The sequence below is a fragment of the Corynebacterium casei LMG S-19264 genome (assembly GCF_000550785.1).
Classification (GTDB): Bacteria; Actinomycetota; Actinomycetes; order Mycobacteriales; family Mycobacteriaceae; genus Corynebacterium; species Corynebacterium casei.
The window spans coordinates 404,033-418,123 of sequence record NZ_CP004350.1 but is presented as its reverse complement, the minus strand read 5'-3'; the positions used below and the strand labels follow the sequence as shown (position 1 = coordinate 418,123).

The window sequence follows — 14,091 nt, the reverse complement described above, 5'->3', positions numbered from 1 at the left end:
GACGAATGGGCCGATTGCGGTGGTGAAAGCCACGATCATGGAATCAATAAAGCTCATGTTGCTGCTCTTTCATGTTGTTTGGAAGCTCAGTAGCGATCCTTCACGCGGGCGATTATTAACCTTCAGCTTTCAGCCGATGGCCAGTTTCACACCGTGCTACAAGATTTCGCGTTGACATCTATTACTAACGGTTGGAAGCAATAGGCCGTTACCGGTTGGTGGACAAAGCCCTTGTCACCAGCACTTCAAGCTCAATACCAAAGAAGATTAGCCACTTCTTTCATATTCAACATGCGCACTGCAAGGCCTCTGCGAAGATTATGACATATTTGTCACTTCAGTACCACCATTCACATTAATTTGCTGTTAAGCTATGCTCGTTCCACGATTTAGTAACTGCTGGGCAGGTTTCTTTAGTAGGTTTTTAAGGAACTTCCGTTCGGGAAATGTCAAAACCCTTTCTGAGCGGCATTAACTTAATCTCTGCTAACAAAATCTGAGTATCAGTCGATAGTTAAGCAGCGGAATATTATCTCGCACGTAAAGATTTTTCAGGCTGCTGGCACGAAATTGAAGGTCGTCACATTCGGTGTCGCACTTTAGTGTCAGTTCTCGTCAATAAGGAAGCACTGGTTTTATGAAACTCCTGCGCAACGTAACCGCCGTGACAGCAGCAATTGCCCTGTCTGCAGGCGCGTTTGCACTGCCAGCTGTCGCGCAAGATGGCTCCGAGCAAACCAATAATGAAAACACGTCTGATGTCGACACCGGCAGTGAAGAAAACACTGATGGCGACGTGGCCGTGGATGAAGTTGAAGAGGCCGACACCGCTGCTGCTACCACCAATGAGGGCGACGAGGACCGCGATTTCACCGCTACTGATGGTGACACCGCAACCGACACTGACCTCATCCAGGATTTGGTAGATGCTGCTGGCGAGTCGCTGACTCAGCAGGGCGACAATTCTCCGGCTGAGGGCGCTGACGGCGCAGAAACCTTCCAGACTGAGAGCGCTGAACCAGCTGTCCTGACTGAGCTGGACATTGCTGCCAAGATGCAGGAGTACATCGCGGAAAACAAGAAGGCTCCTCTCAATGAGACCTGGATGACCCGCGTGTACAACCACAAGGATGAGAACGGCAACCGTGACTGGTTGGACCACGTCATTGGCTTCAATGCATCCTCCCCTTCCATGGACATGGAAATTCCGCTGGCCGTCATCACCCCGGATGACACCTTCGATGAAAAGCGTCCAACCATCTACATGCTCAACGGCGCTGGCGGCGCGGAGCAGGGGATGGACTGGATCACCGCGACCACCTACTCTGACCTGGAGCCTGAAGAAAACATCATTGAGTTCTACAAGGACAAGAACGTCAACGTGGTTATCCCACAGGCTGGCGCCTTCTCCTACTACACCGACTGGGTGGAGTCCCCACAGTCCGGTTACCTGACGCAGGAAAAGATCCTCTGGGAAACCTTCCTGACCAAGGAGCTGCCTGATGTCCTAGAGAACGAAATCAACGGCAATAAGAAGCGCGCTATCGCGGGCATGTCCATGTCGGCTACCTCCGCACTGGTTCTGGCTGAGCACAACCCAGGTTTCTATAACGCTGTTGGTTCCTTCTCCGGTTGTGCGGCAACTTCCCGCCCATTCCCTAACATGTTCGCAAACCTCACCGTCAACCGCGGTGGCGGCAACACCACTCAGATGTGGGGTCCACAGGGTGGCGAGTACAACGTCTACAACGACGGCCTCGTCAACGCAAACAACCTGCGTGAGTCCGAGGTTTATGTTTCTGCCAACTCCGGTCTGCCAGGCATGACCGATATGGGCTCTTCCAAGATTGAGTCCCAGGGCCTGTCCGCTGCGGCACAGGGTTCTTCCACCCTCATCATTGAGGGCGGCATCATTGAGGCAGCCGCTAACTCCTGTACTCATGACCTGAAGGCCAAGATGGATTCCCAGGGTATTGACGCTGACTGGAACTTCCGCCCAACCGGCACCCACTCCTGGCCAGGCTGGCGCAAGGACCTTTCTGAGTCCTGGCCAACCTTCGCCCGTGGCTTGGGACTGGCGTCCTAGTAACTTATAGCTCGCACTCGAAGATCATCTTCTATGATTATCGCTGAGTGCGGGCTCCCGCTCTTTTACATGTAGATACGGAAAAGAAACACCTATGAAGCGTATGAAGACTTTTGCCGCAGCGCTCGCGGTCGCTGGCACCTTGTTGGTTGCACCGGCGGCATCGGCAGCAACCGTGGCCCCTGAGCAGGTAGCTGGCAACACCCAGCTGTCTGAGGTTCGCGATATGACGATTACTCCGGAGATCGAGGACCAGCAGTGGTTCCAGAAGTACGGTGATGATCCACGCGTTCTTAAGCTGGAAGCAACCTCACCTGCGATGAATGGCCGCGTTGTTCCAATTTCGGTCATCAAGGCTAAGGATGCCAACCGCCCAACCATCTACCTGCTCAACGGCGCTGGCGGCGCTGAGCAGAACGCTGACTGGCTGAACATGACCCGTGCGGTGGACTTCTACGCCAACAAGAACGTCAACGTTGTTATTGTGCAAGGGGGCGCCTTTTCCTACTACACCGACTGGAACACCAGCCCTAACCGTGAATACCTGAAGGGCCCACAGAAGTGGGAAACCTTCATGACCAAGGAGCTGCCAGGACCACTGGAAGATCGTCTGCAGGCTTCCAATAAGCGTGCGGTTGCCGGCATGTCCATGTCCGCGACTTCCGCGCTGTTGTTCGCTCAGCACAACCCAGGTTTCTATGACGCGGTTGGTTCCTTCGCTGGTTGTGCAGCAACCGCTGCCCCATTTGAGTATGAGGCATTGCGTTTGACCGTTAACCGTGGCGGCGGCCAGCCGGAGCAGATGTGGGGCCCCATGGGTTCCCGCCAGAACCGTTACAATGACGCGCTGATGAACTCTGAGAAGCTGCGCGGTACTGAGCTGTACATCTCCTCGGGTAACGGCCTGCCAGGTATGACTGACATGCCTTCTTACTACACCAAGCAGGGCGTTGACCCGACGGTCGCTTCCGTTGGTGCAGCTACCTTGCAGATTGAAGGCGGCGTCATTGAAGCCGGCGTTAACCACTGCACCCACAACTTCAAGGCAAAGCTGGATAGCCAGAACATTCCAGCTACCTACAACTTCCGTGACACCGGCACCCACTCTTGGCCAGGATGGAAGGAAGACATCCGTGAATCCTGGCCAGTATTTGAGCGTGCTTTGAACTAGTTCGCGCAGGACTGATTCAGTACCGAATTAGCCAGAAGCCTTAAGGGCGGTAGAATTGCAGCATCATGAAGTCGCTGCTATCTACCGCCCTTAAGCATTTGTCTGGGGAATTTAAAGATTCTTATACCGGGGTTGATTTCAACCTCGGATTTTCTATTGAGCATTATGACCTGGAATTGGTCTACCGGGTTGAGCCGAACCTGCTTTCTGGCGTTGCCAAGTTGCATATTTCCATCGAGGAAGACTTGGACAAGCTGACCCTAGACCTGGGCGGCGCAATGGCGACGCGTCGCGTTTCGGCCAATGAGGGCATCAAGATCACGCGCTTTCGGCAGTCCGGCGGCAAGGTTCGCATTACTTTCGATGACACCATTGAAGCCGGCACCGACTTCGTCCTCACCGTGCGCTATGGCGGCAATCCTCGTCCCATCCGCACCGCGTGGGGCGAGATCGGTTGGGAGGAAACTGAGTCCGGTGCGCTTGTAGCTTCGCAGCCCAACGGTGCGCCGAGCTGGTTCCCGTGTGATGACACGCCAAGTGAGAAGGCGACTTATGACATTCGTGTCACTGCGGATAGTCCTTTCACCGTGATTTCCAACGGCAAGCTGGTGTCCAAGAAGGCACAAAACAGCACCACCACCTGGCATTACAAGGTGGATTCCCCGATGGCAACGTATTTGGCCACCATTCAGGTTGGCGAGTACACAAAGTTCAAGCTGGGCCGCAACACCACGGCGTGGGCGCCGGCGCACTTGCGCGCGCGGGTGGAGGAAGAGTTTAAACAGCAGCAGGAAATGCTGGACTTTTATGAGTCTGTCTTCGGCGAGTATCCTTTCCCGGATTATCAGGTGGTCATCACCGATGATGAGCTGGAGATTCCGCTGGAGGCACAGGGCCTTTCCATTTTCGGATCCAACCACATCGCTGGCGACCACCGTTTTGAGCGCTTGATTGCGCACGAGTTGTCGCACCAATGGTTTGGCAACGCTGTCGGAATTTCGGAGTGGAAGGATATCTGGCTCAATGAAGGTTTCGCCTGCTATTGCGAGTGGCTGTGGGTGGAGCACTTGGGCACCAGTACTGCGCATGAGGTCGCGCGCAGCCATTACTTGGTGCTGAGCCGTAAAGGCCAGGATCTGACGCTTGCGGATCCAGGTACCCGCGACATGTTTGATGATCGCGTGTACAAGCGCGGCGCGATTACCATCCATGCGTTGCGCCGTCTGCTCGGCGATGAGGCTTTCTTCGCTGCGGTGCGCAATTACCTCCACGGCGCGCGCCACAGCACGGTGGTGCCGGATGATTTCATCGGCCACGTTGAGGCCGCCGCAACCCGCGCGGGTATCGCGACAGAAGAGCTCGCAGAGCTTCTCGATGTTTGGCTGAACCAGAAACCACTGCCCAAATTCCCGGCATAAATCTCGGTATAGACTTAGACCCCATGCGCACTTTTGATAATTCAACCAGTTCCACTGACTTATTCCGCACGCCGCGTGTATTTCAGCGCATGCTGGTCACCGGTGGGGCGGGGTTTATTGGCGCGAATTTCGTGCGCCTTGTTGAGCAGGAGTGGCCGCAGTGTGAGGTCGTGGTCATTGACAAGCTAACTTATGCGGGCAACCGGGAGAACCTTGCCGGGACCAAGGCTAAGCTCGTTGAGGGGGATATCAATGACGCACAGCTTGTCGATGATTTGGTGGGAAACACCGATGTCATCGTGCACTTTGCGGCGGAGTCGCACAATGACAATTCTTTGAAGGATCCTTCGCCGTTTATTACCACCAACATCATGGGCACTTTCACGTTGTTGGAGGCAGCGCGCAAGAATGGGGTATATTTCCACCACGTGTCCACGGATGAAGTTTTTGGTGATTTAGAAATCGGTGCGCCCACCAAGTTCACTGAGTCCACTGCTTATGCGCCGTCCTCGCCGTACTCGGCGTCCAAGGCGGGTTCTGACCATCTGGTGCGCGCGTGGGCACGGTCTTTTGGTGTGCCGGTGACTGTCTCCAACTGCTCCAATAACTATGGGCCTTATCAGCACATTGAGAAGTTCATTCCGCGGCAAATCACCAATATTTTAGATGGCCGCACGCCGAAGCTTTATGGCACGGGTGAGCAGGTCCGCGATTGGATTCATGTAGATGACCATAACTTGGCGGTGCTCGATATCTTAAGCCACGGCGAATTTGGTGAGACCTACAATATCGGTGCAGACCAAAAGGACATCAACAACGGTGAGGTCATTGAGCTCATCTGTGAGCTCATGGGCCGCCCCGGCGACTACGAGCACGTCGCCGATAGGCCTGGCCATGACCAACGCTACGCCATGGACGCAACCAAGCTGCGCGAAGAACTGGGTTGGAGCCCGCGCTACACCAACCTGCGCGAGGGCCTTGAGCAGACTATCGCCTGGTACACCAATAACCGTTCTTGGTGGAGTGCGTCTAAAGAATCCGTCGAATCCACCTACGCCTCCCAAGGCCAGTAATTCTAGAAAGGTAGCTACCTGCGTGCATATTGAATCCACTGAGATTGACGGCCTGCTCATTGTTCACCTGGATGTCCACGGTGACAATCGCGGCTGGTTTAAGGAGAACTGGCAGCGTGAGCGCATGGTTGAAGCTGGCCTGCCAGATTTTGGCGTGGTGCAGCACAACTTTTCTTTTAATGCATCGGCAGGCGTGACGCGCGGGCTGCACGCGGAGCCCTGGGACAAGCTGGTCTCTGTCGCCCACGGCAAGGTATACGGTGCGTGGTGTGATCTGCGGGAGGGCTCTGCTACCTATGGACAGCTGGTCAGCACGGAAATCGGCCCGGAGACCGCGGTCTTTGTCCCGCGCGGGGTGGCTAATGGTTTCCAGGCTTTGGAAGATGACACCGTCTACTCCTATTTGGTCTCTGACCACTGGTCGCCGGATGCGCAGTACACCGCAGTAAATTTGGACATGGTGGATTGGCCATTGGAGCCAACTGAGATTTCAGACAAGGACCGTTTGCACCCGCAGCTTGCCGAAGTCTTACCCATGCCACCGCGCAAAATCCTCGTCACCGGCGCCGATGGCCAGCTGGGGCGCGCACTGCGTACGGCGTATAAGAATGCGGCGCACGTGGAGTTCGCAACCCGTGCGGACTTTGATATCACTGCCGAAGATATCGCCACGGCACGCCCATGGCGTCAGTATGAGGCGATTATCAACTGTGCGGCTTATAACGATGTCAACGGCGCGGAAACTGACCGTGCAGGTGCCTGGGCGGTTAACGCCACGGCACCGGCGCGCCTGGCGGCCGTTGCTGCGGAGAATAACCTGACGTTGGTGCACGTGTCTTCGGATTATATTTTCGACGGCACCCGCGACATCCACTCCGAGGAGGAGCTGGCGTCGCCGTTGTCGGCCTATGGGGCATCGAAAGCCGCTGGCGATACCGCCGCCCAAACCGCACCCCGGCACTATGTCATCCGCACCGCGTGGGTCTTTGGTGAGGGTAATAACTTCATGTCCACCATGGCGTCTCTAGCAAGCCGCAACATCGAACCGTTGGTGATTAATGATCAACGCGGGCGTCCAACCTATGCTGAGGACCTGGCCAAGGGCATTAAGCACTTGTTGGATACTGGTGCGGATTATGGCGTGTACAACCTCACCTCCGGTGGGGATGCGGTGACCCGCGATGAGATTGCCATGGCGGTGTTCATCGGCATGGGCCATGACCCGGCGGAAGTGCATTCTGTGACCAGCGAGCAGTACAACACCTACCGCGCCCAGCAGGCCGAGAAAAATGGCCAGCCTGCGCCAGCAGTGGAGGCGCCGCGCCCGGCGGAATCCACGCTGGATTTGTCCAAGATTGAGGCAACCGGTTTCAAGACGTCGAATTGGCGCTCCTCGTTGGCTTTGTATCTCGCTTTGTTGGAAAGCTAGGCGCTAGGCTTTATAGCTATGAAGGGAATCATTCTCGCCGGCGGGTCGGGCACGCGCCTCTACCCCATCACCAAGGGCATTTCGAAGCAGCTGATGCCGATTTATGACAAGCCGATGGTGTACTACCCGCTGTCCACGCTGATTCAGGCGGGGATTCGGGAGATTCTCATCATCACCACGCCCGAGGATTCAGCGGCATTTGAACGCTTACTGGGTGATGGCTCCCAGTTGGGTCTGATGCTCAGCTACGCCGTGCAGCCCAAGCCGGAAGGGCTTGCGCAGGCATTCATCATTGGTGAGGAGTTCATTGGTGATGACGATGTCGCCCTCGTGCTGGGCGATAATATCTTTGATGGACATGGCTTTTCCACTGCGCTGGCAGAATGCAGGACCCCCGACGGTGGCATCATCTTCGCTTATGAAGTCTCTGACCCCCAGCGCTACGGTGTGGTGGAATTCGATGACTCCGGCCAGGCACTCTCGATTGAGGAAAAGCCCGCGGAACCAAAATCTAACCACGCGGTGGTCGGGCTTTATTTCTATGATAACTCCGTGGTGGAGATAGCTAAAACCATCGAGCCTTCCGCGCGCGGGGAGCTAGAAATCACCGCTATTAATGACGCCTATTTAAAGCAGGGCAAACTGCACGTCAAGCGGCTTTTGCGCGGGGACGTGTGGCTGGATACCGGTACAGTAGATTCCATGTCTGAGGCTTCTGCCTATGTGGAGGTGCTGCAAAAGCGCACCGGCACTATCATCGGCTCCCCCGAAGTTGCGGCCTACCGCGAAGGATTCATCAACGCCGCAACGCTTTCGGAGCTTGCAGGGCCGCTGGAAAAATCGGGCTACGGTGCATATTTACACACCGCAGCCCGCGAAGACTAGCCCAAGGGCTAGTCAATGGTTAATCCACGTTAGAGCTAGTAGCCGCGCGCTACGTATTCATCGATACGCGCTGCCTCTGCACCGATGGTGGTCTCCGCGCCGTGGCCTGGGTAGACCTTAGTCTCACCCGGCAGGTTGAAGACAACGTTGCGCAAAGACTCCACGATGACATCGAAGTCGGAGTATTTGCGGCCCGTCGCTCCAGGACCACCGTTGAACAGCGTGTCGCCGGAGAGCAGCACGTTGTCCTGCGGCAGGTGCAGCACCACGCAACCCGGTGAGTGGCCAGGGGTGTGGAAGACGGTGATTTTCTCGCCGTCAAGCTCAAACTGCTGGTTATCGCTCAGCGGAACATACGGTGCATCACCGTTGGTTTCCCTCCACAGCATGTCATCTTCAGGGTGCAGGTGAACCTCCACGCCGAAGTGCTCAGCCAGCTGCGGCGCGAGCTCACAGTGGTCATTGTGCGCGTGGGTCAAGATAATCCCGCGCACGGGACGACCTGCTAATTCATCAATGACAGCTTCCGCATCGTGCGCTGGGTCGACGATGTACACGCCGCCCTTGCCGCCGAGGATGTAGACGTTATTGTCCACGTCCCACTCGCCGCCATCAAGGCGGAACTTACCGTTGGTTACAAACTTGTCAATCTTCATGGATTCTCCTTTTAGATCTCGACAACTGAACGCAAGACCTTGCCGGTCTTCATGGTGGCAAAAGCCTGCTCAACATCATTGATACCAACGCGCTCAGTCACGAACTTGTCCAATGGGAAACGGCCCTGGTTGGCCAGGTCTGCATACATTGGGAAGTCGCGCTCTGGCAGGCAGTCGCCATACCAGGAGGACTTCAGTGCGCCGCCGCGGCCGAAGAAGTCCGCCGCTGGGATATCGAAGCGCGCGGTCTGGTTTGGCACGCCAACTAGAACCATGCGGCCGGCAAGGTCGCGGGCGTAGAAAGCCTGACGGCTGGTTACTGGGATGCCCACGGCGTCGATGGCGACATCGGTGCCAAAGCCATCGGTTAGCTCGCGCACCTTTTCAATAACTTCTTCTTCGCTGAGCTTGGAAGAGTCGATGGTGTGGGTCGCGCCGAAGGTGTTCTTTGCGGTCTCCAGCTTGTCTGCGTCCAAGTCAATCGCAATAACCTTGGACGCACCCGCCAGCACGGCACCAGCAACAGCAGCCATGCCAACGCCACCAACGCCAAAGACTGCCACGGACTCGCCGCGCTTGATGTCAGCGGTGTTGACCGCCGCGCCAAGACCAGCCATGACACCGCAGCCCAACAGGCCAACCGCTGCTGGGTCGGATTCCGGATCCACCTTGGTGCACTGGCCCTCATGAACCAGGGTCTTGTCTGCGAATGCGCCGATGCCCAGCGCCGAGGTCAGCTCCGTGCCGTCTTCCAAAGTCATCTTCTTGGAAGCGTTGTGGGTGTTGAAGCAGTACTTCGGATCACCCTTCTTACATGCACGGCACTCGCCGCAGACTGCACGCCAGTTCAGGACAACAAAGTCGCCCTCTTCAACGTGGGTGACGTCCTCGCCGATGCTTTCAACCACACCAGCAGCCTCGTGGCCGAGCAGGAATGGGTATGCGTCTTCAATATCGCCATCGCGGTAAGCCAAGTCAGTGTGGCAAACACCGCAAGCCTGGATTTTGACGATGACGTCATTTGGTCCTGGCTCCGGGATCACAATGGTGACGGATTCTACTTCTGCGCCCTTTTCGCGCGCGATTACTCCAGTTACGTTTTCGCTCATGTGGCCAAGGCTAGCTTAAAATCTAGTTTCCGTCCGCTAATGAAAAACGTTCCCACACCTCGCGATTCGAGGGCAGAAACGTTATGAGAATTTAAGCAGCTAGCTGCGTGCCAGGATGCGCGCGACGGCTTCGTGGCCGCGGGCGTTGATGTGGATTGGCAGGTTGCCGTTGCCGCCGGTGAAGTCAATGAGTCCGGCGAAGTAGCGGTCACCGGCGCCGGCACACATGCCGTTGTTGCGGGTTTGTGGCTTGATGTCCACGAACTCAGTGCCTGTGGCGCGGGCTAGGTCAACCTGCATCCACTGCGCGGAGTCCTCCCAGCCGCGAACCTGCGGCAGGTAGGTGGAGTCAGATGGGTTTGGACCGAAGTGCAGCAGGCAATAGCGGTTGCCGGAGCCGATGGTTGGGTAGCCAACAATCTGAATGCGGGCATTCGGGGCGGCGCGCTTGATGCGCTCAATCTGTGGCGCGGTGGTGCGCACAAAACGAGCGCGCAGCTGGTCACGCGACAGGTTGGAGTTGTTGTAGGTGTCGTTGAAACCAGATGAGAAGATCACGCGCTGCGTATCAGCGGTCAACGCACCGTTGCGGATGGCGGTGTCGATCTGCGTGGAAATCTGCGGACCCTGCGACATCGAGACTGCACCGGAGCAGGAGTAGTCACGTACCGGAAGGCCAACCTTTGCGCCGGTGCGCTTGGCAAAGTTATTAGATGACGGGCAGTTAGCGCCGTTGGCGGTAGACGAGGTCAAACGCGAAGACAGATAAATATCTGCACCGGGGTCGGCCAGGATGGAATCACCGAAGGCGACTAGGTTCTTTTGCGCGGCCGAGGCGGTGGGTGCAGCAACTACGGTGAGCGCAAGCAGTGCGGCGGCGAGTAATGTACGAAGCTTTTTCAATTTCTTAGGCCTTCGATTCCTCATCTATGTTTGTGTTCCCAGACAAAATTACACTATATTCGCTAGCGTAGGTTAGTTAATAGAAAACATCATAACTAACAATTGTCACTCTAGTAACGCGAGAAACGCCTGGAGTCCCCGGAGCGATACACCCGTTGAGGAACTAGACTCTTAATTTTCTTATTTTCAATTACAAGGATTTCATCGTCGCCATGGCATTAAACGTTTCAGCACTATTTAACCCCAAAGGGATCCAGGAAGTCATTTTCCAGGCCAAGGGTGTAGCTGCACTGGTACCGGCACTGGTGAACTCTGGCATTATTGGCGCACACGGCGCGAAGGCGACCGCCGTTTTACCGGCGAACTTGGCGCGTTACCGCCTGACCACCGCGCGTGAGTTGGAACAGGGCTACGCTACGTGCCCAGAACGCGTTGCTCTTATCGATGACACAGGTGCGATTACCTACCGTCAGCTGCGCAATAATGCGCGCACGCTAGCTAAGCACCTGCTATCACTTGGACTTGATGAAATCCGTTTGGGCATCATGGCGCGCAACGGCCGCGGCATTGTCACCCCCACGGCGGCGAAGGGCTACGCCGGCGCTTCCATTTATTTGCTCAACGTCAGCTCTTCCAAGGAGCAGCTCGCGGGATCTATTAAGGAATGCGGCATCAATGTGCTCATCATCGATGATGAGTTCGCCGACCGCATGCCAACGGACATCCTGAGCGATACCCCGGTCATTATTGGTTTCGATACGGCATCGGAAGGCACTGGCACCGAGCCTTATGAGGTAGCTGAGCACAACTACCCGCTGATGAAGGACATTGTGGCGCACCCTGAGCGTCTCAAGGACGTCAAGCTGCCGATGTTCCCCCGCCACGGCATGATCGTGCTGATGTCTTCGGGTACCACCGGCATCCCGAAGGGCATCATGCGCAATGAGCCAGTCTTCCCGGTTGTTGTCGCAACACTGATGGGTACTATCCCTTGGCGCGCGGATCAAAAGGTTCAGGTCACCGCATCCATGTTCCACACTTGGGGCTGGGCAGCCATCAACCTGGCGCTCGGTGCGCGCAACACCGTTGTCACCCACCGCATTTTCAACCCGGAGTCCGTTCTGGATGACATCGAGCGCTACAAGCTCGAGGGCATGGTGTCCTCCCCGGTCTTCTACAAGCAGATGATCCAGGCCGATCCTGAAAAGAAGTACGACACCTCCACCCTGGAGTTCATTGCCTCCGCTGGCAACGCTGTCTCCCCACAGCTGGTCAAAGACGTACACGGCCGCTTCGGCCCAATTCTGTGCAACGCTTATGGCTCCACTGAGCTGGCTCTCGCTTCTGCCGCTACCGCTGAGCAGGTAGCAAAGGACCCAACCACCGCCGGTAAGATTGCCTCGGGCACCAAGCTGCGCATCATCGGCAAGGATGGCCTCGAGAAGCCACGCGGTGAAATCGGCGAAGTCTTCCTCACCAATGAAACCGCCCTGATTGGCTACACCAATCCGGACAAGAAGGTGAACAAGAAAGAAGGCCTGGTTTCCATCGGCGACCTGGGCTTCATCGATGAGGATAACCACCTGCACATCGTGGGCCGCGCCGATGACATGATCATCGTCGGTGGCGAGAATGTCCACCCGCAGTCCGTCATTGAAATCCTGGAAGAAATGTCAGGCATCAAGGATGTTCACGCCCAAGGCGTTGAAGATGACCTGACCTTTGCCCGCGTAGCAGTCTGGGTCGTTCGCCGCGACGACGAAGCAGGCCATTCGCTTAACGATGACTCCATCCGCGAATTCGTCCGCGAAAACCTCGCCGACCACTCCGTTCCCCGCGACGTACACTTCATCGACGAACTGCCCCGCAACCCCACCGGCAAGGTCGTGCCGCGCCTGCTCTAATCTCTAGAGCTCAGCAACCCCAGTCAAGAGCATTATCCTTCAATGCTTTCGCCTGGGGTTTCTTTGTGATTCAGCACAGAACCTCTTTCACCTTAGGCTAGCCTATGCTACATTAAGCCAGTTAATGGGGTGCGCTTTCGGGGAACGCTCCTTTCCTACAATCACAAGAAGGTGGGCAAAGAACTTGGCTACAAATAGGAAGACTGGCAAATTCAACCTGGTCACAAAGGCAGCAGCAGGTTTAGCGATGGCTAGCCTCGCGCTCGCAGGCACCGCCGCGTGTAGCAGCGAAGATGGAGAACCAGCAACCGAGACTGCCGAAACTTTTGCTGCTGAGGCCGGTGAAGATTCGGGAGACGCAGAAACCTCGGAAGCTTCGGAAAACATTACGGTTTCCCACGCCTACGGCGAAACTGAAGTGCCGCTCAATCCGGAAAGCATCGCCACGCTCGATGGCACGTGGTCCAATGCTTTGGGCGAGCTGGGCGTTGATATCACTATGGCGCTCACCGTCAGCCAGCTGGAAGATGGTGGCCCGTGGGCTGACTACGCAGCCGAGAACACTGCTTCATATGACACCGCTGCTGGTGAAAGCATCCTGGCAAATATAGAAAAGATTGCCGCCCAGAAACCTGATGTCATTTTGGCTGGATACCTGCCAGACCAGGACGCATACGACAAGCTCAGCAAGATTGCACCAACCGTCGGTGTTGTTGGCGGTGGATTGGTCAACGACTGGCGCGAAGCAACACTTATTGCCGGGCAGATCACAGACCGCGAAAGCGAAGCACAAGCAGCCATCGATGAAGTCGACGCCCAAATCGAAGCCGTGCGCGAGGCACACCCAGGGCTCGAAGGCGCGACTGGAGCATTCGTGCAGATTAGTCCTCAAGGCTTCGCGGTTGTCACGGAAGATACCGACCCAGCCAACGAATTCCTGTCAGATCTCGGTGTCATCGTTCCAGCAGAAATCAAAGAAGCAGGTCAAGATGGCGGACGCGCTTTCATCTCCGAAGAAAACATCGGAATCTTCAACACCGACATGCTTCTATCCTGGCCTACCGGCGCAGACCCCGCCGACGCCCAGGGCTGGAACGAGCTAGAACCGGTGAAAAACGACACCGTTTTCAGCGCAGACTTCATCACCGCCAACGCCATCGGCACTCCGACCGTTCAATCCGTGCCGTGGGCGCTGGAGCAGCTGGAACCAACTCTGCAGCGGCTGGATGAAGTACGCAGCTAATGCCACTGGAGTGAGCAAGCTCTGGTCAAGATTGCCAAAAGAGCGTTAAATTGCAATTGGAGACAGACTCCACGGAGTTCTCCCCTCAATGGATTGGATTCAAGCCCCGTTTGAAGTACCCAAGCGCTTCTGGCTGGGCTTGATCAGGTCTTGCTGCCCACAACCTTCGCAACGTGTAAACCCCAGCCGGAACAGTTTTCGTGTTCTGACTGGG

The 14,091-nt window shown here is 56.2% G+C and carries 11 protein-coding genes; 8 read left to right on the top strand and 3 right to left on the bottom strand.

From position 1 onward, the window contains the following. The first annotated feature begins 637 nt into the window (after nucleotides 1–637). The 6 genes from CCASEI_RS02090 to rfbA all read left to right on the top strand — a co-directional run bounded on the left by CCASEI_RS02090 (nucleotide 638) and on the right by rfbA (nucleotide 8,062). Nucleotides 638–2,086 (top strand): alpha/beta hydrolase, encoded by a 1,449-nt coding sequence (locus CCASEI_RS02090; RefSeq protein WP_025387002.1) that lies wholly within the window; start codon nucleotides 638–640, stop codon nucleotides 2,084–2,086. A 94-nt stretch (nucleotides 2,087–2,180) separates the two neighbouring features. Next, nucleotides 2,181–3,257: an alpha/beta hydrolase gene (locus CCASEI_RS02085; RefSeq protein WP_025387001.1), complete on the top strand. Its 1,077-nt coding sequence runs from the start codon at nucleotides 2,181–2,183 to the stop codon at nucleotides 3,255–3,257. Between the two features lie 65 nt (nucleotides 3,258–3,322). Then, nucleotides 3,323–4,675 (top strand): M1 family metallopeptidase, encoded by a 1,353-nt coding sequence (locus CCASEI_RS02080; RefSeq protein ID WP_025387000.1) that lies wholly within the window; start codon nucleotides 3,323–3,325, stop codon nucleotides 4,673–4,675. Nucleotides 4,676–4,764: 89 nt separating this feature from the next. Further along, nucleotides 4,765–5,748, top strand: a complete 984-nt coding sequence (rfbB, locus tag CCASEI_RS02075) for a dTDP-glucose 4,6-dehydratase (RefSeq protein WP_038574865.1) — start codon at nucleotides 4,765–4,767, stop codon at nucleotides 5,746–5,748. A 22-nt stretch (nucleotides 5,749–5,770) separates the two neighbouring features. After that, nucleotides 5,771–7,177 carry a sugar nucleotide-binding protein gene (locus CCASEI_RS02070; protein WP_025386998.1) on the top strand — a complete coding sequence of 469 codons (1,407 nt, stop codon included), beginning with the start codon at nucleotides 5,771–5,773 and terminating at the stop codon, nucleotides 7,175–7,177. 18 nt (nucleotides 7,178–7,195) lie between these two features. Beyond that, nucleotides 7,196–8,062, top strand: a complete 867-nt coding sequence (rfbA, locus tag CCASEI_RS02065) for a glucose-1-phosphate thymidylyltransferase RfbA (protein WP_025386997.1) — start codon at nucleotides 7,196–7,198, stop codon at nucleotides 8,060–8,062. A 35-nt stretch (nucleotides 8,063–8,097) separates the two neighbouring features. On the opposite strand, the gene CCASEI_RS02060 is transcribed toward rfbA, so the two are convergent. From CCASEI_RS02060 to CCASEI_RS02050, 3 genes are all read right to left on the bottom strand, one after another. Then, the gene (locus CCASEI_RS02060) at nucleotides 8,098–8,718 is read right to left on the bottom strand and encodes an MBL fold metallo-hydrolase (protein WP_025386996.1); all 621 of its coding nucleotides are present in this window, start codon (nucleotides 8,716–8,718) and stop codon (nucleotides 8,098–8,100) included. Nucleotides 8,719–8,729: 11 nt separating this feature from the next. Further along, entirely contained in the window at nucleotides 8,730–9,827 is a 1,098-nt protein-coding gene (locus tag CCASEI_RS02055; RefSeq protein ID WP_025386995.1) for an S-(hydroxymethyl)mycothiol dehydrogenase, read from the bottom strand. Between the two features lie 99 nt (nucleotides 9,828–9,926). Next, nucleotides 9,927–10,754 (bottom strand): GDSL-type esterase/lipase family protein, encoded by an 828-nt coding sequence (locus tag CCASEI_RS02050; protein ID WP_006821274.1) that lies wholly within the window; start codon nucleotides 10,752–10,754, stop codon nucleotides 9,927–9,929. Between the two features lie 188 nt (nucleotides 10,755–10,942). Between CCASEI_RS02050 and CCASEI_RS02045 the strand changes: the two genes are divergently transcribed. Together CCASEI_RS02045 and CCASEI_RS02040 are read left to right on the top strand one after the other, a co-directional pair. Next, nucleotides 10,943–12,634: an AMP-binding protein gene (locus CCASEI_RS02045; protein ID WP_025386994.1), complete on the top strand. Its 1,692-nt coding sequence runs from the start codon at nucleotides 10,943–10,945 to the stop codon at nucleotides 12,632–12,634. 184 nt (nucleotides 12,635–12,818) lie between these two features. Continuing rightward, nucleotides 12,819–13,877, top strand: coding sequence for an ABC transporter substrate-binding protein (locus CCASEI_RS02040; RefSeq protein ID WP_159461452.1), 1,059 nt, complete (start codon nucleotides 12,819–12,821; stop codon nucleotides 13,875–13,877). Nucleotides 13,878–14,091: the final 214 nt, after the last annotated feature.